Here is a 19,747-nt window from a genome sequence, read left to right as displayed (position 1 = left end):
CAAAACAAAAAAAATTCATAAAATTAAAGCCGTTTTTTACCATTTTTCAAATTGGGAATAAGTGAGCTACTATAATAAAACTATAAATGAAGTCAGTAAAAATTTGCAATCTTAATAAAAAGAAGATATAATTAATAAAATAATCTAAAAATGGAGGATATTTTTTATGGCAGTAGCGATTGTAGAAAATAATGGCTTGAGAAAAGAAGTAAAATTAGGATTCTCATGGACGACATTTTTTTTTGGATGGTTTGTGCCTTTATTTAGAGGTGATAAGGAGGAGGCGATTATGTTTTTGATAATTGGCTTTTTAGCGGGAATTATTGGTAGATTTACTTTTGGACTTGCAACAATCGGATATCGTGTTCTTATTGGATTAAAATACAATCGAATGTATGCAAAAACTCTAATTGAAAAAGGATGGGAACCAGCAAGCGAAACTGATAAACAGCTATTGATTTCAAATGGTGTAATTATGACTAGCAGTAACGAATAATATTATTACAAAGAATAAAAATATGACTCAAGAAATTGTATTAACTTATGATTACTTGAGTTTTTTATTTATTGTAAAATTAATGAAATTAGTGAAATAATACCAAAAGTTAGTGATAATTTAGCCCATTGTTTAATATTTTTCAAATTTGTTACCTCCTAATATTTATTTTGTTAATATTATACATATAAATATTAAAAAAATCAAATTTATTCATAAATTATTTAACTAGAACATTGAAAAAAACTGTAAAAAATTGTAAAATAAGTTATAAAATTTAAAATATCAAAATATTTGAGAAAGTAGGGGAAATAAATGGATTTGAACAAATATGAAACACTTAAAGAGAGATTTTTGAAATATGTAAAGATTGAAACTAGATCGGATGAAAAAAGTGAGAGTATCCCATCGACACCGACACAACTTGAATTTGCTAAAATGCTTGTAAAAGAGCTGGAAGACATTGGACTGGAAGATGTATATGTGAATGAAAATTGCTTTGTTAATGCAACTTTGAAAAGTAATGTTGATAAAGATGTGAAAACTGTTGGATTTATTGCACATATGGATACTGCTGATTTTAATGCAGTTAATGTAAATCCACAGATTGTGGAAGACTATGACGGGAAAGATATTATTTTGAATAGGGAGCAAAATATTGTGCTTTCTGTGGATGAATTTCCTAATTTAAAAGATTATGTTGGGAAAACTGTAATTACTACTGATGGAACAACACTTCTGGGAGCCGATGACAAGGCTGGAGTTGTGGAAATTATTGAGGCTATGAAATATTTGATTAATCATCCTGAAATTAAGCATGGGACAGTAAAAATAGCATTTGGGCCTGATGAGGAAATTGGGCGTGGAGCAGATAACTTTAATGTTGAGGAATTTGGAGCGGATTTTGCTTATACAATGGATGGAGGACCTGTCGGAGAGCTTGAATATGAGAGTTTTAATGCAGCTGGAGCTGTATTTAAAATAAAAGGTAAAAGCGTTCATCCAGGAACAGCCAAAGGAAAAATGATAAATGCAAGCTTAATAGCGGCAGAAATTATAAACAGTTTTCCAGCAGATGAAGTGCCTGAAAAGACAGAAGGCTACGAAGGATTTTATTTTCTTGAAAAAATCAATGCAAATTGTGAAGATGCTGAAATATCATACATTTTGAGAGATCACGACAGACAGAAGTTTGAAGAAAAAAAGAAATTTGCTGAAAATGTTGCCAAAAAAATTAATGAAAAATACAAAAAAGAATTAGTAACAATTGAAATAAAAGATCAATACTACAATATGGGTGAAATTATAAAAGATCACATGGAAATCGTAGAAATAGCCAAAAAAGCAATGGAAAACGTTAAAATAAAACCAATAATCAAGCCAATCCGTGGTGGAACAGACGGCTCAAAAATCTCATTCATGGGACTTCCTACACCAAATATTTTTGCAGGTGGGGAAAATTTTCATGGGAAATACGAATTTGTAGCACTTGAGAGTATGATTCTGGCAACTGATGTGATTGTGGAGATTGTAAGATTGAACGCTGAAGGAGAGTAAAAAAAATGCGAAAGGCGGCATTAAAAACTTATCTGTATGAAATAATTTTTATATTAGTTTATAAATTAAGCATGGACATATTTTTGAGAGTGTCTTATTTTGTATATTTTTTACTATGGATATTGTCAGTAATAATAATGATATATTTATTTCCGTATTTAATACTATTTTTGATAGGAAATCATTACTTATTTGTTAAATTAGATCCTGAAAAATATATTTTAATAGTAGAAAAAACGTACAAAATTTTTAAAATTAATATTATGAAAGATTTTAACAGAATTAATTTATCAGTTTGTTATTGGCTGCTGAATGAAAGAAAAGAAGCATTAAAATATTTAAATGAAATAAAAATAACTAGATTAACATTACCAATAATAAAATACTGTTATTATAGAAATTTAATGGAGTACAAGTATTTTATGGGAGAAAAAGAGGAAGCAAGAAAAATATTTGATGAAAATTTTAGAAAAAGTGGAGAAAAACTGGAAATAGGAATTTTATTGGACTATGAAAATAATCCGCAACAGAAAATTGTTGAACTGGAAAAATTATTAAAAGGGAAAAGAAAATTGTACCAAATAGAGATAAAGTTCAATTTAGCTAAGGCATATGAAGAGACTGGGAACTTTGAAAAAGCAATAGAATTTTATAAAGAAGTAGCTGAAAAAGGGAATAAACTTTATATGGGGAAAATTGCACAGGAGAAAATTTTGGAACTAAGTTAATAGAAGGAGTGATGAGAATGAAAAAATTTTTATTGATGAGTTTTATTTTATGCAGTTTTTATAGTTTTTCAGCAAAAGTAGGCACGCAGAGGAGTAATACTTTAAAAAGTGAAAATAAAGCTGGGAAGAATATTGGGGAAATGTCTGTAAAAGATACGATTAAGGAAATTAGTGAAAATGATAGGAAAAGATTTGAAGAGCTGGATTTGGAAAAAAGGGAGCAGAAGGAAGTTATGGATTTGACTTTGAAGGAATTGACTGAGCTTGGAATTAATAAAAAATCCATTGAAACTACGTTTAAGGCGATAAAAGAGGAAAACGACTATGAGAAGAGAAGAAAACTATTTTTGCAGGCGATAGAGGAGGATAAAAAGAATTATCTGCCATATTATTATTTAGCACAAGAGGCGGATAATATCAAAGTTGCGATGGAGTATTACAAGGATGCGATTAAGGCTAATCCTAAAAATCCGATGGCTTATACTAATCTTGTGGCAAGATATGGACAGGCGGGGATGGAAAAGGAGCAGGTAGAGCTTGCAAAAAAAATGATAACATTATTTCCTGAGTTTCCAGAAGGTTATTATTCGATAGCTGCAATAGATTTTCAAAATAAAAATTATTCAGATTCAATAAAATATACAAAATTGGCTATAGAAAAATATGATAAAATGAAGAAACTAGACTATTCTTATGTTACGGAATCAGCAAAAAATAGATACAAGGCGGATGCCCATTATCTCGTATTTTTAAATTATATTCAAATGAAAAAGTATGATGAGGCATTTGAATATTCTAAGGAAGCATATATTTTTATGGCACAAAATGATAATGATTTGAGATTTCAAATTTATAATATGCTTGTTGATATTACAGAAGAGATGAAAAATAAAAATAAGGCTAAATATAAGGAATATATTTCAAATTTAAATAGATTAAGATTTGCAGAGGAATTGGTAAAGGCAAATAATGAAATAAAAAGTGGGAAAACTGGGGATAAGGTTATAAAATTCAGCCCTTTAAAGGCAGATTAAATTCAAAAATAATAAAGAAAAGATATAAAATAAAAAAATAAGAAAGGTGATGATTGGAATGTTTGATTTAGCTGGGGAAGTTGCTCTTGTCACGGGCGGAGCGAAAGGTATTGGAAAAGGAATCGCAAAGGCGTTGAAACAGGCAAGGGCAAAAGTCCTTATTGGAGATATTGACAAGGAAAAAGGGAAAGAAACGGCAAGTGAGCTGGATGGGGAATTTTATTATCTTGATGTTACAGACAGAGATCAGGTTCAGTATATTGTTCAAAGTATTTATGAAAAATATGGGAAATTAAGTATTCTTTGTTCAAATGCGGGAATTTTTCCACAAGTGAGTATTGAAAATATGACGGAGGAAGATTGGGACAAGGTTCAGAATATAAATGCAAAAGGAACTTTTTTTGTGGCACAGGCAGCACTTAAATATATGAAAAAGCAAAGTTATGGGCGGGTAATATTGACATCTTCGATTACAGGGCCTATTACAGGATTTTCAGGCTGGGCACACTATGGGGCGAGTAAATCGGCACAACTGGGGTTTATGCGAAGTGCAGCACTGGAATATGCAAAATATGGAATTACAGTTAATGCCATTCAGCCAGGAAATATATTGACAGATGGATTAATACAGGCTGGAGAGGAATATATGAGAAAAATGAAGGAGATAATCCCTGTTTATACTTTAGGAAAACCTGAAGATATTGGGTATACAGCTGTTTTTTTGGCAAGTCGTGAAGCCGGCTTCATTACAGGACAGACAATAGTTGTAGACGGGGGACAGGTATTGCCTGAAACACCGAATGTGTAAAAAAAATCAAAAAAATATATGATTATACTTAGTTTAAGTTTGGAAAAATTATAAAAAAATCTTTTAAAAAAAGTATTGAAATTATGCCTTGTTTTGTGATAAAATAATATAATTTAAAATAAGATAAAGCAAAAAGTAATACAGAAGAGTTTAATTTTATAAAATTTTCTCTTAACTTGCTGAATTTGCAGAACTGTGAACTTGAAAATAAAATAAGGAGGATATTTAAAATGAGTCAAAAAGACAAAATTGTAATTTCTGAAGGATTAACTTTTGATGATGTACTATTAATTCCGCAAGCATCAAGTGTGGTGCCACATGAAGTATTGTTAAAAACTAATTTAACTAAAAAATTGGTATTAAATATACCAATACTAAGTGCTGCAATGGACACGGTTACAGAATCAAAACTTGCGATTGCACTTGCAAGAGAAGGTGGAATTGGATTTATTCATAAAAATATGACTATTGACAGACAGGCTGAAGAAGTATCAAGGGTAAAAAGATATGAAAGCGGTATGATTACAAATCCGATTACATTGAAGGAAGACGCTATTCTAAAGGATGCATACGATTTAATGAAAAATTATAAAATTTCTGGGCTTCCTGTAGTTGATGGTGAAGGCAATTTAAAGGGAATTATTACTAACCGTGATTTAAAATATAGAGAAGATTTATCATCAAAAGTTGTAGATATTATGACAAAGGAAAATTTGGTGACAGCACCTGTTGGAACGACTCTTGAAGGTGCAAAGTCTATTCTTCTGGAAAACAGAATTGAAAAGTTGCCAATCGTAGAAGGTACAAAATTAAAAGGTTTGATTACAATTAAAGATATTGACAATGTTATAAATTATCCTAATGCTGCAAAAGATGAACATGGTAGACTTAGAGTAGGAGCAGGAGTTGGAGTTGGAACTGATACAGTAAGAAGAGTTGCAGCTTTAGTGGAAGCTGGAGTTGACATCATTGCTGTTGATTCGGCACACGGACATTCAAGAGGAGTTATTGAAAAAATAAAGGAAATTAGAGCGGCTTTTCCTGATTTAGACATTATTGGAGGAAACATCGTAACTCCAGAGGCAGCACTTGACTTGATAGAAGCAGGAGTAAACGCCGTAAAAGTGGGAGTAGGGCCAGGCTCAATCTGTACGACTAGAGTTGTGTCAGGAGTTGGAGTGCCACAAATTTCGGCTGTAATGAATATTGCGGAAGTTTGTAAGGATAAAGGGATCGGACTTATTGCCGATGGTGGAATAAAACTGTCTGGAGATGTTGTAAAGGCTATTGCGGCTGGAGCAGACTGTGTTATGCTTGGAGGAATGCTTGCAGGAACTGATGAGGCACCAGGAGAAGAAATTTTATATAATGGAAGAAAATTCAAGACTTATGCAGGGATGGGCTCACTTGCGGCAATGAAGAGAGGAAGCAGTGACAGATATTTTCAACTTGAAGCGGCAACAGAAAAATTGGTTCCAGAAGGAATAGAATCAATGGTTCCATACAAAGGTGCATTAAAAGATACAGTTTATCAAATCTGCGGTGGACTTCGTTCTGGAATGGGATACTGTGGAACAGCTACAATTGAAGATTTAAAAGAAAATGGAAAATTTGTAAAAATAACAGGAGCAGGATTGAAGGAAAGCCATCCGCATGATGTTATAATTACGAAGGAAGCACCTAATTATAATAATTCAAATAATTAAAATTAAAGGAATTTGTGAAAGGATGAGAATGAATAAAGTAAAAAAAATAGCACTTTTATCAGTATTGGTGTTTGGAATAAGTGTTTTATCTTATTCCTACGAAGATTATTATCAAAAAATTTATACAGTAAAAATTTCTAAAAATGATTTATTCAAAATTGTAAATGCAACTAAAAGTCAACAAAAAAAATTGTCCAAAATATTTGATGAATATCAGAAAAAAGCTGAGGGAGTAGAAAAGGATTTAGTTCAGTTTGATGGGAAAAAAGCTAAAATTGGTAAAATAGAAGAGGATAGATACAGAGCGATTGCAAAAGTTTTGTCAAATGAACAACTAGAAGCCTATAATTCTTACATAAATTCCCAGAAGGCCTTATTTAATGAAAAAAATGATAAGATTAAAAACTTTATTGACAGTATGAATTTGTCAAATGAGCAAAAGTCACGTATTTTGAAATATGAGAGAGATTTTAAAAGAGAAGTTGGCAAATTGAAGGATCAAAGACTGACAGAAGAGAATTTTATTGCAAAATATCAGGAATTACAGCAGGAAAGAAACGAAAAAATGCGTACAGTTCTATTGGATAAACAATTAAAATTGATAGAAAATTTTTAGAGTATTGACAAAAGTTATAAAAAAATGTTAAAATACAACGATTAATCACACTTTGTATTGTTTAGGGATAGGGTGTTGCAATTTTACAATTTATTTTTAAAAAGGTTTTTATTTATTAAATTAGAAAAACAAAAAAAATGAAATAAAAAGTGAAAATTACAATCTGTCTTTTAAAGAAAAGTGGGAGAAAAACCAAAAAAAATTAGGAGGAAAAACGTAATGGCAGTAATTACAATGAAACAATTATTAGAAGTAGGAGCTCATTTTGGACATCAGGCAAAAAGATGGAACCCTAAAATGAAACCTTATATTTTTACAGAAAGAAACGGAATCCACATTTTGGATTTACACCAAACTTTAGGAGCAACTGAAACAGCTTACGAATTTGTAAGACAAATTTCTGAAGAAGGTGGAAAAGTATTATTCGTAGGAACTAAAAAACAAGCTCAGGAAGCTATTAAAGAAGAAGCAGAAAGAGCTGGAGGATTCTATGTAAACCACAGATGGTTAGGTGGACTTTTAACTAACTTGAACACAATCAAAACAAGAGTAAAAAGATTAAAAGAATTAGAAGAAATGGATGCTGATGGAACTTTAGACGAAGCATATACTAAAAAAGAAGCTGGATTATTAAGAAAGGAAATGGCAAAACTTTCTAAAAATATCGGTGGAATCAAAGAAATGAACACTTTACCAGCTGCATTGTTCGTAGTTGACATCAAAAAAGAATTCTTAGCATTAGAAGAAGCTAAAAAATTGGGAATCCCTGTAATCGCATTAATCGATACAAACGTAGATCCTGATTTAGTAACTTACAAAATCCCAGCAAATGATGATGCTATAAGATCAGTAAAATTATTTGCACAAGTTATTGCAAATGCAGCAATCGAAGGAAACGGTGGAATTGAAAACGTTGTTGAAGGAGCAGAAGTAGAAGTTCCTGCAAACGAAGAAATCGTTGAGGAAGTAGTAGAAGAAGTTGTTGAAGAAACTACAGAAGCATAGTTAAAACATAATCCAAAAAAAATTAAATAAAAGTAATAGGGGAATAAAGCCATTCCCCTGTTCTTGTAAAAATAGTAATTAAAAAAGCAAAAGAATAAACTCATATTTCTTATTGGTCAAAAAATTAAAAAAGGAAGGATGAGAAATTATGAAAAAAGTTTTAATTGGTTTATTTTTAATAGCAAGTTTAAGTGTCTTGGGTGTGAATAAAGGAAAAGTCCCAATGCAGCGTGATATAGATTATGTACGGTATCATTATGAATTGGATTCTAAGTATGAAAACTTATTCTCAAAAGAAAAGAAAGAATTTAAGGATAAATGGGGAAATAATAATAAAAAGAATTTAATTGCTCTAGTAAAAAAATATATTGAAAAATATCCAGATGATGCTTATGCTTACGAAGTTCTAGGTACAGCGTATATGTCGGATAATTTTAAGGAAGCGGAAGCAAATTTTTTAAAGGCTATAAAGCTGGGGGATGATGACACAGCGAAGTATTCTTTAGCTCTTTTGTATGCTGATAAAGGCGAAAAGGATAACGATAAGGAAAAAACAAAACTTGCTGAGAAATATTTGAAAGAATTAGAGAATGAAGGAATTAATTCCCACTATAATCTTGAAAATCTTAGAAATGTTAAAAATGGTGCGTTAATAGGGTATGCTGAACCAATATTTGGATTAGCGGCTTATTATGATAATTATGAAAATTATAAAATATCAGAAAAATATGCTACGGAATTTTTGGAATTTGATAAGGAAAATTTAGATAATTTAATGTTTTTAAGCAACGCATACATTGCTCAGAAAAAATATGCAGAATCAGAAAAACTATTTTTACCACTCGCTCAAAAAGGGATGATGCAGGCACAATATCTTTTAGCACTTGGATATTATCACGCTGGAAATCTTAAGGAAGCAGAAAAATGGGCTAAAAAGACGCTGGAAAAACCTGAAAGAAAACAGTCAGATGATATTGAAGCAGCGAAAGAATTGCTGAATCGAATAAATTCAAAATTAAAAGAATTAAATAAAAAATAAAGGGAATGGTGAAAATTATGAAAAAAGTTTTAATTGGATTATTTTTGGTAACAAGTTTAAGTGTTCTAGGTGCAAAGAGCCAGAAAAAAACTGCAAGCACTTCAAATTATACGGCAAATGTAAATAACCAGTATTTTGCAGTAGACGGAAGCCTTATGAATATGTATTCAAAAGAAAAAACAGAATTTAAAAATAAATATATGGCTTTAACTGAAAAGAGAGATAAGAAAAATCTGATTGCATTATTAAAAGAATATGTAAAAAAATATCCAAATGATGCTTACGCTTATGAAGAGATAGGAACTGATTATGATATATTAGGCAATCAAAAAGAGGCAGAGAAGTATTATTTAAAAGCAATTGAATTAGGAGATAACGACACAGGCGTGTACTCACTGGCTTTATTATACAGTGATGAAGATTCTCTAAAATTATTAAATTTGACTGCTAAAGAGAAAAATGAAAAAAAGAGCATAGTAGACAAATATGAAAAGCAACTCTCAGATGCTGGTTTTACGCATGATAAACTTAAAGAACTTAGAAGCCACAAACAAATGGCATTAATTGGTAATGCTTATTCAATATACCGATTAGCAGTCCATTATTATGGTACTAAAAATTATAAGATGGCAGAAAAATATGCGAAGGACTTTTTAGAATTTGATAATAAAAATCCAGAAATTTTGAATATACTAAAAAATATTTCAAAATAATTTTTGTGAATAATAAGTTAATCATTAAGCAAAATAAGAAATAGAGGGAATGGTGAAAACTATGAAAAAATTTTTAGTTGGACTATTTTTATTAGCAAGTTTAAGTGTTCTAGGTGCAAATGTAAATACCGAACGTAAATTAAGCACTGATAGGGAAGATAAGTTTTTAATGCTGGATGAAGTTAGTCATGTACCAGATTATGAAAAATTTATGAGTACTTATGCAAAAGAAAAAGATGATTTTAGAAAAAATTTCCGAGCTATGCAGGAAAAAAATGATAATAAAGGTTTAATTGCCCTAATGAAAAAATACATTGAAAAATATCCAAATGATGCCTATGCATACGAAGTTATGGGATCATTATATGTTTCAGAGAATAATACAAAGGAAGCTGATAAATATTTTTCAAAAGCTATTGAATTAGGTGATGATGATACTGGTAAATATTCTTTTGTTCTTTTATATGCAAATGAAAAAAAAGGAGTCAAAAGGAAACAGGCTGATAAATATTTTGAAGAATTATCACAAGGAAGCTATTCGGAAAGAGGGCTTAGGGAACTTAGAATAAGTAAAACCGAAGCATTAACTGGTAATGCTTATGCGATATTAAGATTAGCAGCTTTTTATTATGATTCTGGACATCCGAGACAAGCTGAAAAATATGCAAAAGAGTTTTTAGAATTTGATAAAGAAGATTACTTTATTATAGAAATGCTGTCTGGAACATATTTTGAACAAAAAAAATATGCGGAAGCAGAGAAATTTCTTTTACCACTTGCGAAAAAAGGGAATACACAAGCACAATGGTTTTTAGCAATGGGATATTTTGAAACTAAGAAGTTTAAAGAAGCAGAAAGCTGGGCAAAAAAGGCATTGGATGGAGCAAAAAAAGAAGGTTCTTTTAGTAAACATATAGAACAATTATTAATGATGTTAGATGGAGAATTAAATAAATAAAAAATTAAAAATATAGGAGGGAAATAAAGTGGCAATTACAACAGCACTTATTAAAGAATTAAGAGAAAGAACAGGAGCAGGAATGCTTGACTGTAAAAAGGCTTTACAAGAAAATGACGGAGACATTGAAAAAGCGATTGACTGGTTAAGAGAAAAAGGGATTGCTAAGGCAGCTAAAAAATCTGGAAGAGTTGCAGCAGAAGGATTGGTATTTGCAGCAATATCTGAAGATAGAAAAAAAGGTGCTATCTTAGAATTTAACTCTGAAACTGACTTCGTTGCTAAAAATGATGAATTCAAATCTTTTGGAGAAAAATTAGTAGCATTGACTTTAAATCACGATTTGACAAGCGAAGATGAATTAAAAGCGTTTGAACTTGAAGGAAAAACTGTTGAAACTCACCTAACAGAATTAATCGCTAAAATTGGTGAAAATATGAATGTAAGAAGACTAAAAGTTGTTTCAACTGACGGATTCATCGAAACTTATATTCACTTAGGCGGAAAAATTGGTGTATTATTAAATGTTAATGGAGAAGCTACTCCTGAAAATATCGAAAAAGCAAAAGGTGTTGCAATGCACATTGCGGCAATGGATCCAAAATATTTGGATAAATCACAAGTTACGGCTGATGATTTGGAAAGAGAAAAGGAAATTGCAAGACATCAATTGGAATCAGAAGGAAAACCGGCTAATATAATTGAAAAAATATTAGAAGGAAAAATGAGAAAATTCTACGAAGAAAACTGCTTAGTGCAACAAAAATATGTTAGAGATGACAGCGTTACTATTGAAAAATTTATTGCCCCTAGTACAATAAATTCATTTGACAGATTCAAAGTTGGAGAAGGAATCGAAAAAGAAGAAGTAGATTTTGCTGCTGAAGTAGCTGCACAAATTTCTGGAAATTAATTATAAGGGGAATTATCCCCTTATTTTTTCGCAAATTTTTAAATAATTACTTTTATTTAATACTAAATCCCATTTAAATAACGAATTTATTATAAACTTTTCTAATAAAAAAGAAAAAAGTTGAATGATTATGAATTAGCTATTGAACAACCCTATTATAAAAATTTATTCTCATTTTTAAACGGGGTTTAGTATAACCTATAAAATTTATGGAGGCTCCTATAATGCTTAAATATAAAAGAATATTATTAAAACTAAGTGGAGAGGCACTGGCAGGGAACAAGGAATTTGGTTTTTCAAATGAAGTGCTTGAAAGTTTTGCAAAACAGATAAAGGATGTACATGAAAAAGGTGTGGAAATTGCCATTGTTATTGGTGGTGGAAATATTTTCCGTGGGATAAGCGGAATGGAAAAAGGCTTTGACAGAGTGACTGGCGATACAATGGGAATGCTTGCGACAATTATGAATGGACTTGCACTGCAAAATGCAATTGAAAGCATAGGAGTGCCAACAAGAGTTATGACAGCACTTCAAATGCCACAAGTAGCTGAGCTTTATATCAGACGTAAGGCAATAAGACATTTGGAAAAAGGAAGAGTTGTTATCTTTGCAGGAGGAACAAGCAATCCTTACTTTACGACGGATTCTTCGGGAGCACTAAGAGCTGTGGAAATTCAGGCAGATGTACTTGCAAAAGGAACAAAAGTCGATGGAATCTATGATAAGGATCCGATGAAGTTTAATGACGCTGTGAGATATGATACAGTAACCTTTGACGAAGCTATCTCAAAAAATCTGGGAGTAATGGATACAGCGGCACTTTCACTATGTAGGGAAAACCAAATGCCAATCGTGGTATTTAACGCTTTGGAAGAGGGAAATATCTTAAAAATGGCTCAAGGCGATAATATAGGAACAACTGTAAAAAAATAATTGATAGGAAAAAATTGGTATAAAATATTTTAATAAAAAATAAAAAGGTGGTAAGAATGTTAAATGCAATTTTAAAAGAAGCTGAAGAAAAAATGCAAAAATCTGTGGAAAACACAAAAGATAAGTTTTCTCACGTAAGAGCAGGGCGTGCAAGTGTTTCTATGCTTGATGGAGTAACAGTGGAAGCCTATGGTGCTCAAACTCCACTTAATCAAGTTGGAACAGTTTCAGCTCCAGAAGCTAGATTATTAGTAATTGATCCTTGGGACAAATCACTAATTCCAGTAATTGAAAAAACTATTTTACAGGCAAACTTAGGATTTAACCCGTCAAACGATGGTAAAGTTATCAGACTTGTTGTACCAGAACTTACAGAAGATCGTAGAAAAGAATATGTAAAAATGGTAAAAAAAGAAGCTGAAGAAGGAAAAGTTGCAATCAGAAACGTAAGAAAAGATGTAAACAATAAACTAAGAAAACTTGAAAAAGACAGCGAAATCACAGAAGATGAATTAAAATCAAGTGAAGAAAAAGTGCAAAAATCAACAGATAAATTTATCGCACAAGTTGATGATGCTTTGAGTAAAAAAGAAAAAGAATTGTTGACAGTTTAATTTTTAAGATAAAATTTAGAAATGAAATAAAAATAGGGAATTATATCTAGTTTTGATAGAATTAGAATAAATTCCCTTTTTTAAATGATTATTTCCAAAATAATTTATCAATCAAAGTCTTTCTCTTTGGCATCCCTTCCAACTTAACTCCATTCTTAATCCAGTATGTTTTTTTGGAAATATCGTAAAGTGGTTTGTCTGCTAGACTGTCAGAGTAAAATTCTATAATTTCGTATTCAAAATTATTTTGTTTTGCCCATTCATTCAGTTTTTTTACTTTCTCATCGCCTTTGTTGTTTTCTCCGTCAATTTTGGCAATAAAGGTTTCCTTGTTATCATTTACAAAATTTGTTCCAAAAACTTTGTCATAGCCAAGTGATAATAAAAAGTGTTCGATTAGGAACAGAGGGCTTGCAGAAGATACGATAACCATTTCACAGTCTTTTTTGTTTCTTTCCAGCTCGACTTTTATCCACGGATAAATTTTATGTTTTTTAGTTTCCCAGAAATCTGCTACTAATTTTTCAATTTCTTCTCTTGAATAGGTTTCCAAAAATTCAAAATATCTTTCCTTCAAAGTAGTCAAATTTATTATTTTTACTAGATAAAAAAGCAAGTCCTTTGAATATTTTATCAAAAATAAAATGGACTTTAACGGATATTTTCTTAAATAAAATGTGGAAAAATTAACACCAGTTTCTCCATCGTAAATTGTTTTGTCAAAATCATAAACTATAATTTTTTTTTTCATTAATTAACTCTCTTTCTTTGATTATATTCGTTTAAAACTAATTTTTAATATACAATTAAGTTATCAGCAGATTTATTAAAATTTTTGCGTAGAAAATTCTAATGTTTTTTCATACAAAATAAATTTTACATTTTGCAATTCTTTAATATGTTTTGCATTTAAGGCACACATTATCATTTTACATTCAGTTTTCCAGTTTTCCACAATTTCGATTACTTTTTCAACATCATATTTTACAACCAATTCTAAAATCGTTCTGGAAATTCCGACAGCTTTTGCACCTAAAACAAGGCATTTTATTATATCCAGCGGATTTCGTACCCCGCCACTTGCGATAATTTCCACTTTGTCTGTGTAATTTTTTAGATTTAAAAGGCAGGAAACAGTAGTCTGTCCCCAGTTATTCAGGTAATCAAGGCTGTTTTCACGTCGCATATTTTCAATAAAGGCAAAACTTGTGCCACCACGCCCGCTTATGTCAAAAGTCTTTATTCCCAGCCTAATTCCCTGTTTTATGGTATCTTCTGTCATTCCAAATCCAACTTCTTTTAAAATAATTGGAATTTTTATATTTTGTACAAATTCTTTTAAATTGTTTTCCCATTCATCAAAGTTTCGGCTACCTTCTGGCATAATTAATTCCTGCATTAGATTTACGTGAACTTGTAAAAATAATGGATTTAGAGCCTTTATAGCGGTAATTCCAGCTGTGTAATTTTTATCAATTCCAATATTTGTGGCAAGTTGTAAATCTGGATTTTCCTTTTTTACAATATTAAATGAATCATCATCAGAATTTTTTAGAGCGGCACTATACGAGCCTGTTACGAACAGCAAATTGCATTCATTTGCGACTTTTGCCAGTTTTTGATTAATTTTTTTCGCATTTTCGCTTCCACCTGTAATTGCGTTAATAAAAAATGGAAATTCAAAATCGTGGTTTGCGAAATGAGTTGATAAATCAATCTCATCTAAATTGTATTTTGGAATGGAACTGTGAATAAGCTCGACATCATCAAAGCTGTTATGATCGCTCCTATGTTCCAGCGCATACTTAATATGCTCATCTTTTCTATTTTTCATATTTCTCCTATATTTTTTATAATTTTTCAGCATACAGTAATTCAATCCCGAATTTTTCCCATCTGTCGATAATAGTTTTTGTATCATTTTTGTTAAAGGAAAGGGCGATTCCACAATCTCCGCCTCCAGCACCGCTGCTTTTGGCACAAATATCCAGTTTTTGAGCAGAATTTACTAATTTTAATAATTTTTGGCTATAAATATTTTCATTTAAGTTTTGAAGTAATTTCCCATTTTTATTAATGCATTTTTTTATCATTGGCTTATCTCCATTTTTCATGGCAATTCTCAAATCTTGTACGATATTTTCTACATTTTTTAAAAAGTTTTCATCAATTGAATTTTTTACAATGTTTATTAAATTACTAGAAATAGCAGGTTCTTTTGTCCAGCCGACTAAAAAATTACAATTTAAATTGTTTTTGTTGAAGTGAAGTTCAGAAATTTCGTAATTCCAGTTAGTTTTTAGAACACTTTCCAGAGTTTCGTTTTTCATTAACTCACTAATTTTTTTTCTGTCGAAAGATTTATAAAAAATTAAGTTTTCGTAGGAAATGCAGGCTATATCCCCCATAGAGCCGTTATCTCCACGTTTTAGCAGCACATAGGAAGACAGCTTGAAAAGTATTTCCTTTGAAACTTTTAGATTGTATAGGCTTAAAATGGATTTTATTGTTAAAACAACAACACTGCCACTTGAGCCAATTCCTAGTTTTTTGTTATCTATTTCCATTTTTCCATTAATTTCCAGATTGAAAGTCTTGATTTCCAAGTTTTGGAATTTTAAATATTCATTTATAACAGCTATTGTTTCACAGATGAGTGAATAATTTTTGTCAAAATTTTGTGAAGTTTTTTTATCGAAAGCCGTTTTTTCAAGAGTTATAGCATAATCGAACATATCTGAAAAAATTGTGTATTTATCAGCAAAATTTATTTTTGAAGTCATAAAGATATTTATATTTTTTATGATTGCACTTTGTTCAGCTGTTAGAATTGAATATTCTCCAGCAATATAAAGTTTTCCACAAGTTTGGTTAGTTATTATTTTATTTTTTGACATTTTTTTCTCTTTCTTTTTTATAAAGGGTAAGGCATTAAAAATGCTTATAATAACCAATTATACCATAAAAAGAGTCATAGTAAAACCACTTTGAAGTTAAATTTTTAAATTATAATTATTATGTTCAAATGCTAATTTTATGTAGTTTATACCACTCCAATTTTAAAGGGATAGAATGATTTTAAATAGTTTGACAATACAAATATAATGTGATAACATTAATTAAATAAATTTGAAAAAGGGAAGTGATTTGGATGGATGAATTGATAAAACAATTGCAAAATAGACGTTCTGTAAGGGAATTTACAGGAGAAAAGATAAAGGAAGAAGATTTGAAGACAATACTTGCGACTGCTCAAAGGGCGGCAAATTCAGTTAATGGACAGCAAACTTCGTTGATTGTTGTAAGAGATAAGGAAAAATTGGCAAAAATTGCGGAACTTTGTGGAGGACAGAAGCATATTGCAGAGGCTGACGCTTTTGTATTTGTATTAGTTGACTTCCATCGTGGAGTTTATGCGGCAAATTCTGTTGGAAAGAGAAATATCGCTCCAAAATCTGCGGATGGAATTCTAGTTGGTGCAGTAGATGCGGGAATTGTTGTAAGTGCGTTGCAGACAGCAGCTTTTGCTCTTGGATACGGAAGTACCGTAATTGGAGCAATTAGAAAGAAAACAAAGGAATTTATAAAAATGCTTGGGTTACCAGAATATGTATTTCCAATAGTAGGAAGCACGCTTGGAGTGCCTGTGGAAAGAAAATTGACTAGGGTAAAACCAAGAGTTCCATTAGATACATTTGTATTTGAAGATACTTATGATGCAAAAAAAGTGGAGGAAGGTGTAGAATTTCACGAAAAAGATACAGTAGCTTGGCGTGAAGAAAATGGAACACCACAATTACCATCATACAAGGAAATGATTGTAAGAATCTATGAAAATTTCTATAATAAATCAAAACAGGACTTGGAAGATCAAGGATTCAAATTTGCTGATGAATTGGACGAAAAATAATTAATGGAATTTTTTAAAACTGAAATTAATCAGATTGAACTATTTTTGAAATTAAATGAAAAATAGGGAAAATCCTAAATTTGTTTAACTCTTATCGTTTAATCTGGTTTAGTTTTAAAAGTAAATTGGAAAAGAGAAAAAATTATGAATTTTTTAGCACATTCACTAATTTCGCTGGAAATTGATGAACAGGAAAATAAAAAGACATTATATGGAAATTTTACTGGAGATTTTTACAAGGGGCTGGTTGATAAAATAGAACTTCCCAAGGAGCTGAAGGATGGGATTATTTTACATCGGATAATTGATGGTATTTCTGACAGGAATGAGAATTTTTTGAATGAATTGCTTGTGGAAAGATTTGGAATTTTTAAAGGGATTGTGTCCGATATGTTTATTGATCATTTTTTAGCCAAAAATTTTGATAGGTTATTCAATGAAAATATTAATAATATTGAAAAGAAGATACTGTATAATATATCTGAAAATCAAGTTTTTTTTCCAAAGAAATTCGCCAAAACATTCAAATGGATTGAAAGTGAGAAAGTAATGTCCAATTACAAAAATATAGATTTTTTGGAGCGAGCATTTTATGGGATTTCTCAAAGAGTCAGAAAGGGAGAAATTTTAAGGCTGGCTGTAGGAGAGCTGGAAAAAAATTACAGTGCTTTTGAAGAAAAATCTATAAAGGAATTTTTTTATGTAAAAGAGGAAAGTATAAAAAGTTTTTTGATGAACAGTTAAGAACGGAGTTTGTCTTTAAAATAATAATTTTGATTTTTATATTATTAATAAAATTGGAGGAAGAAGAAAGATGATAAAATTTACAAAAGTAAGAAAAATGTTAATGGGGCTAATGGTTTTGGGGCAATTGGTGGCTATACCAGTGATAGCGAATGCGGCACCGTCTGCAAAAGAGGCTGTGGAAGTAAAAAAATATGATTCATTAAATGCGGCTGCAAAAGATTACGCAAAAGCCTTGCAGGAAATATCGAACTATGGTTCAAGAAAAATGCTTAAATCCATAAATCCTGATGTGGATAAATATGTTGCAAAAGCAAATAATTCAGCCTTGAAAAAGCAATGGGAAGATACAAATACAATGCTTATCGAACAATTTGATGTATCTGTCTATAAAGTGAATGAAAATGGCAATAAAGGTGAAGTTGTGTTTTTGATAAAAGGATACGATGAAAAAGCTCTGGATAAGTATCTGGGAGAAAATACCGACAAATATGTAACAAAAGTAAACAATGTAAAAGATGAGATTGAAGTTAATATTGAAAAATACATAAAATTAGAATACGATTATCTAAAAAATACTAAAAAAATAAATTTAGCTACATCAACAGTTAAATTTGAAAAAGGTAAGGATAATAAATGGCAAGTTGTTAAATAAATAACTTTAATAAAGAAATAAAAATAATTTTTGGAACTTATAGAATTTAATATTTTATAAGTTTTTTTTGTGTATAATACCAAACCTCATTAAAAAATAGAAATTAAACTTTGTAAACCCTTACTTATACTTTAAATAAAAATCATTTCCCAGCAGTAAAAATATAAATGTTAAAACAATTTTTTTATTCACACCAGGCTTTCCTTAATAAGAAATTTTAACTCTCTTGCCAGAAAAGGCCACCCATATGGGCAGCCTCCCTCCTAAGTTTAAGCTATTTCCATTACTTCATACTTTCTTAAGTCTTTAAGTTTGTACCCCTTACTAGTACAATACTTTCAATCCTAATCCTGCATTGAAGTTATGTCCTTTTGTTTCGTATCCTGTATTTACTGTGAATCCTAGTCTTCCGTTATCCAATCCTAGGTTAAGGTGTGACTTGAAGTTTCCTTTCTTGTCTTCCTTGTCTCCTCTGATTGTGTAGTAGTCTGTCCATGCTCCCACTATTCTTGCTTCATTGTTTATGTCGTTTACTTTTCCGATTTCATTTTCATAAGTAAATCCTAAAGCAGCTGTGAAGTTTGTATTCTTGAACACTGGCTGACTGTATCTGAAGTCGATTCCTGCATTTGGTTTTACTGAGATATAGTCGTCGCTCTTAACGTTCAACGCCATATCACCAGTTTCATGGATTCCTGAGAATCTTCCATATTCAGCCTTGATTCCGATATTTGGAACAATGCTGAACCCTTCATTTATTACGAATGCCTTTTCAAGTCCAACGTTTGCTCCGGCACCATAAGTATAGTAGCTAGCTTTTGCCCTGAATTCCTGATCAACTACCCAGAATCTACGTTTAGTGTCAGTTCTACCAACAAATCCGTCTCCACCTAGGTTAAGTGTAAGAGTTCCGTTTTCATCAAGCGGTATCTGTTTGAATGCTCCAACTTTGGCCATTGCCTGATTTTCATATGATTTAGACAGATCCTTGAATGTGAAGTAGTTGTTTACAACCCCTGCATACCATCCAGAAGATTCACCAAGTCTTACAGTTTCGTCTTCATGAACGTAGGCAAATCCTCCCGCATTACTGTACCAGTCAGGCATTCCTGCTGTGTCAGTCTTGAATTCGTTTCTTTGTCCAAATGCTTTGAACTTGTTAGAGTCTTTAGAGCCATTAGAATCATTTCTAAGTCCCTTGATTTCTCCACCGATAATATCAGATGTAGCCTTGATTCTTTGTTGAACTCCACCATAAATGTGTCCTCTCATCTGATCGAACGCTTGAGCCAAGATATGTCCTTCCCCATTACCTA

The 19,747-nt window shown here is 31.1% G+C and carries 21 protein-coding genes; 17 read left to right on the top strand and 4 right to left on the bottom strand.

The genetic code is table 11. The features are described 5' to 3' along the window. Nucleotides 1-166: 166 nt before the first annotated feature. From K324_RS0101890 to frr, 14 genes are all read left to right on the top strand, one after another. The gene (locus tag K324_RS0101890) at nt 167-496 is read left to right on the top strand and encodes a hypothetical protein (RefSeq protein ID WP_026747653.1); all 330 of its coding nucleotides are present in this window, start codon (nt 167-169) and stop codon (nt 494-496) included. A gap of 315 nt (nt 497-811) precedes the next feature. Then, nucleotides 812-2,053 (top strand): peptidase T, encoded by a 1,242-nt coding sequence (gene pepT, locus K324_RS0101885; RefSeq protein ID WP_026747652.1) that lies wholly within the window; start codon nt 812-814, stop codon nt 2,051-2,053. A gap of 5 nt (nt 2,054-2,058) precedes the next feature. Beyond that, entirely contained in the window at nt 2,059-2,781 is a 723-nt protein-coding gene (locus tag K324_RS0101880) for a tetratricopeptide repeat protein (protein ID WP_026747651.1), read from the top strand. 17 nt (nt 2,782-2,798) lie between these two features. Continuing rightward, entirely contained in the window at nt 2,799-3,815 is a 1,017-nt protein-coding gene (locus K324_RS0101875; protein WP_026747650.1) for a tetratricopeptide repeat protein, read from the top strand. A 58-nt stretch (nt 3,816-3,873) separates the two neighbouring features. Then, a complete protein-coding gene (gene fabG, locus K324_RS0101870) occupies nt 3,874-4,623 on the top strand; it encodes a 3-oxoacyl-ACP reductase FabG (protein ID WP_026747649.1) in 750 nt (249 codons plus the stop codon). A 230-nt stretch (nt 4,624-4,853) separates the two neighbouring features. Then, nucleotides 4,854-6,329, top strand: a complete 1,476-nt coding sequence (gene guaB, locus K324_RS0101865; RefSeq protein ID WP_026747648.1) for an IMP dehydrogenase — start codon at nt 4,854-4,856, stop codon at nt 6,327-6,329. 28 nt (nt 6,330-6,357) lie between these two features. After that, complete coding sequence (locus K324_RS0101860; RefSeq protein WP_026747647.1) at nt 6,358-6,945, top strand: hypothetical protein; 588 nt, start codon at nt 6,358-6,360, stop codon at nt 6,943-6,945. Between the two features lie 219 nt (nt 6,946-7,164). Next, nucleotides 7,165-7,950 carry a 30S ribosomal protein S2 gene (rpsB, locus tag K324_RS0101855; protein ID WP_026747646.1) on the top strand — a complete coding sequence of 262 codons (786 nt, stop codon included), beginning with the start codon at nt 7,165-7,167 and terminating at the stop codon, nt 7,948-7,950. 148 nt (nt 7,951-8,098) lie between these two features. Then, the gene (locus K324_RS0101850; RefSeq protein WP_026747645.1) at nt 8,099-8,989 is read left to right on the top strand and encodes a tetratricopeptide repeat protein; all 891 of its coding nucleotides are present in this window, start codon (nt 8,099-8,101) and stop codon (nt 8,987-8,989) included. Nucleotides 8,990-9,006: 17 nt separating this feature from the next. Continuing rightward, the gene (locus tag K324_RS0101845; protein ID WP_036094978.1) at nt 9,007-9,702 is read left to right on the top strand and encodes a tetratricopeptide repeat protein; all 696 of its coding nucleotides are present in this window, start codon (nt 9,007-9,009) and stop codon (nt 9,700-9,702) included. 61 nt (nt 9,703-9,763) lie between these two features. Further along, nucleotides 9,764-10,660: a tetratricopeptide repeat protein gene (locus tag K324_RS0101840; protein WP_026747643.1), complete on the top strand. Its 897-nt coding sequence runs from the start codon at nt 9,764-9,766 to the stop codon at nt 10,658-10,660. 28 nt (nt 10,661-10,688) lie between these two features. Further along, nucleotides 10,689-11,573, top strand: a complete 885-nt coding sequence (tsf, locus tag K324_RS0101835; protein ID WP_026747642.1) for a translation elongation factor Ts — start codon at nt 10,689-10,691, stop codon at nt 11,571-11,573. A 224-nt stretch (nt 11,574-11,797) separates the two neighbouring features. Continuing rightward, nucleotides 11,798-12,508, top strand: a complete 711-nt coding sequence (gene pyrH / locus K324_RS0101830) for a UMP kinase (protein ID WP_026747641.1) — start codon at nt 11,798-11,800, stop codon at nt 12,506-12,508. Nucleotides 12,509-12,564: 56 nt separating this feature from the next. Next, nucleotides 12,565-13,122, top strand: coding sequence for a ribosome recycling factor (gene frr, locus K324_RS0101825; RefSeq protein WP_026747640.1), 558 nt, complete (start codon nt 12,565-12,567; stop codon nt 13,120-13,122). Between the two features lie 88 nt (nt 13,123-13,210). Here the strand turns inward: frr and K324_RS0101820 are convergent, their stop codons facing one another. The 3 genes from K324_RS0101820 to K324_RS0101810 all read right to left on the bottom strand — a co-directional run bounded on the left by K324_RS0101820 (nt 13,211) and on the right by K324_RS0101810 (nt 16,019). Beyond that, nucleotides 13,211-13,873, bottom strand: a complete 663-nt coding sequence (locus tag K324_RS0101820; protein WP_026747639.1) for an HAD family hydrolase — start codon at nt 13,871-13,873, stop codon at nt 13,211-13,213. 75 nt (nt 13,874-13,948) lie between these two features. Further along, nucleotides 13,949-14,956: a type 2 isopentenyl-diphosphate Delta-isomerase gene (fni, locus tag K324_RS0101815; RefSeq protein WP_026747638.1), complete on the bottom strand. Its 1,008-nt coding sequence runs from the start codon at nt 14,954-14,956 to the stop codon at nt 13,949-13,951. Between the two features lie 16 nt (nt 14,957-14,972). Then, nucleotides 14,973-16,019, bottom strand: coding sequence for a phosphomevalonate kinase (locus tag K324_RS0101810; protein WP_026747637.1), 1,047 nt, complete (start codon nt 16,017-16,019; stop codon nt 14,973-14,975). A 254-nt stretch (nt 16,020-16,273) separates the two neighbouring features. Here K324_RS0101810 and K324_RS0101805 point away from each other — a divergent pair, with 254 nt between their 5' ends. The 3 genes from K324_RS0101805 to K324_RS0101795 all read left to right on the top strand — a co-directional run bounded on the left by K324_RS0101805 (nt 16,274) and on the right by K324_RS0101795 (nt 18,431). Then, the gene (locus K324_RS0101805) at nt 16,274-17,032 is read left to right on the top strand and encodes a nitroreductase family protein (protein ID WP_026747636.1); all 759 of its coding nucleotides are present in this window, start codon (nt 16,274-16,276) and stop codon (nt 17,030-17,032) included. Between the two features lie 144 nt (nt 17,033-17,176). Then, nucleotides 17,177-17,776, top strand: a complete 600-nt coding sequence (locus K324_RS0101800; RefSeq protein WP_026747635.1) for an ACP phosphodiesterase — start codon at nt 17,177-17,179, stop codon at nt 17,774-17,776. Between the two features lie 70 nt (nt 17,777-17,846). Continuing rightward, on the top strand, nt 17,847-18,431 hold the full coding sequence (locus K324_RS0101795) for a hypothetical protein (protein ID WP_026747634.1): 585 nt from the start codon (nt 17,847-17,849) through the stop codon (nt 18,429-18,431). Between the two features lie 324 nt (nt 18,432-18,755). On the opposite strand, the gene K324_RS0101790 is transcribed toward K324_RS0101795, so the two are convergent. After that, nucleotides 18,756-19,747 (bottom strand): autotransporter outer membrane beta-barrel domain-containing protein (locus K324_RS0101790; protein WP_211231540.1); only part of this gene is annotated, 992 nt, incomplete at its 5' end.

The sequence above is a fragment of the Leptotrichia trevisanii DSM 22070 genome (genome assembly GCF_000482505.1).
In the GTDB taxonomy this organism is placed as follows: domain Bacteria; phylum Fusobacteriota; class Fusobacteriia; order Fusobacteriales; family Leptotrichiaceae; genus Leptotrichia; species Leptotrichia trevisanii.
Note: the sequence above shows the minus strand (reverse complement) of the source record. Positions and strands in the feature narration are given on the sequence as shown.

Excerpts from the sequence above, each read along its gene's own strand:
- K324_RS0101890 (WP_026747653.1), top strand. The coding sequence starts at position 167 with ATGGCAGTAGCGATTGTAGAAAATAATGGCTTGAGAAAAGAAGTAAAA.
- pepT (WP_026747652.1), top strand. The coding sequence starts at position 812 with ATGGATTTGAACAAATATGAAACACTTAAAGAGAGATTTTTGAAATAT.
- K324_RS0101880 (WP_026747651.1), top strand. The coding sequence starts at position 2,059 with ATGCGAAAGGCGGCATTAAAAACTTATCTGTATGAAATAATTTTTATA.
- K324_RS0101875 (WP_026747650.1), top strand. The coding sequence starts at position 2,799 with ATGAAAAAATTTTTATTGATGAGTTTTATTTTATGCAGTTTTTATAGT.
- fabG (WP_026747649.1), top strand. The coding sequence starts at position 3,874 with ATGTTTGATTTAGCTGGGGAAGTTGCTCTTGTCACGGGCGGAGCGAAA.
- guaB (WP_026747648.1), top strand. The coding sequence starts at position 4,854 with ATGAGTCAAAAAGACAAAATTGTAATTTCTGAAGGATTAACTTTTGAT.
- K324_RS0101860 (WP_026747647.1), top strand. The coding sequence starts at position 6,358 with ATGAATAAAGTAAAAAAAATAGCACTTTTATCAGTATTGGTGTTTGGA.
- rpsB (WP_026747646.1), top strand. The coding sequence starts at position 7,165 with ATGGCAGTAATTACAATGAAACAATTATTAGAAGTAGGAGCTCATTTT.
- K324_RS0101850 (WP_026747645.1), top strand. The coding sequence starts at position 8,099 with ATGAAAAAAGTTTTAATTGGTTTATTTTTAATAGCAAGTTTAAGTGTC.
- K324_RS0101845 (WP_036094978.1), top strand. The coding sequence starts at position 9,007 with ATGAAAAAAGTTTTAATTGGATTATTTTTGGTAACAAGTTTAAGTGTT.
- K324_RS0101840 (WP_026747643.1), top strand. The coding sequence starts at position 9,764 with ATGAAAAAATTTTTAGTTGGACTATTTTTATTAGCAAGTTTAAGTGTT.
- pyrH (WP_026747641.1), top strand. The coding sequence starts at position 11,798 with ATGCTTAAATATAAAAGAATATTATTAAAACTAAGTGGAGAGGCACTG.
- frr (WP_026747640.1), top strand. The coding sequence starts at position 12,565 with ATGTTAAATGCAATTTTAAAAGAAGCTGAAGAAAAAATGCAAAAATCT.
- K324_RS0101820 (WP_026747639.1), bottom strand. The coding sequence starts at position 13,873 with ATGAAAAAAAAAATTATAGTTTATGATTTTGACAAAACAATTTACGAT.
- fni (WP_026747638.1), bottom strand. The coding sequence starts at position 14,956 with ATGAAAAATAGAAAAGATGAGCATATTAAGTATGCGCTGGAACATAGG.
- K324_RS0101810 (WP_026747637.1), bottom strand. The coding sequence starts at position 16,019 with ATGTCAAAAAATAAAATAATAACTAACCAAACTTGTGGAAAACTTTAT.
- K324_RS0101805 (WP_026747636.1), top strand. The coding sequence starts at position 16,274 with ATGGATGAATTGATAAAACAATTGCAAAATAGACGTTCTGTAAGGGAA.
- K324_RS0101800 (WP_026747635.1), top strand. The coding sequence starts at position 17,177 with ATGAATTTTTTAGCACATTCACTAATTTCGCTGGAAATTGATGAACAG.
- K324_RS0101795 (WP_026747634.1), top strand. The coding sequence starts at position 17,847 with ATGATAAAATTTACAAAAGTAAGAAAAATGTTAATGGGGCTAATGGTT.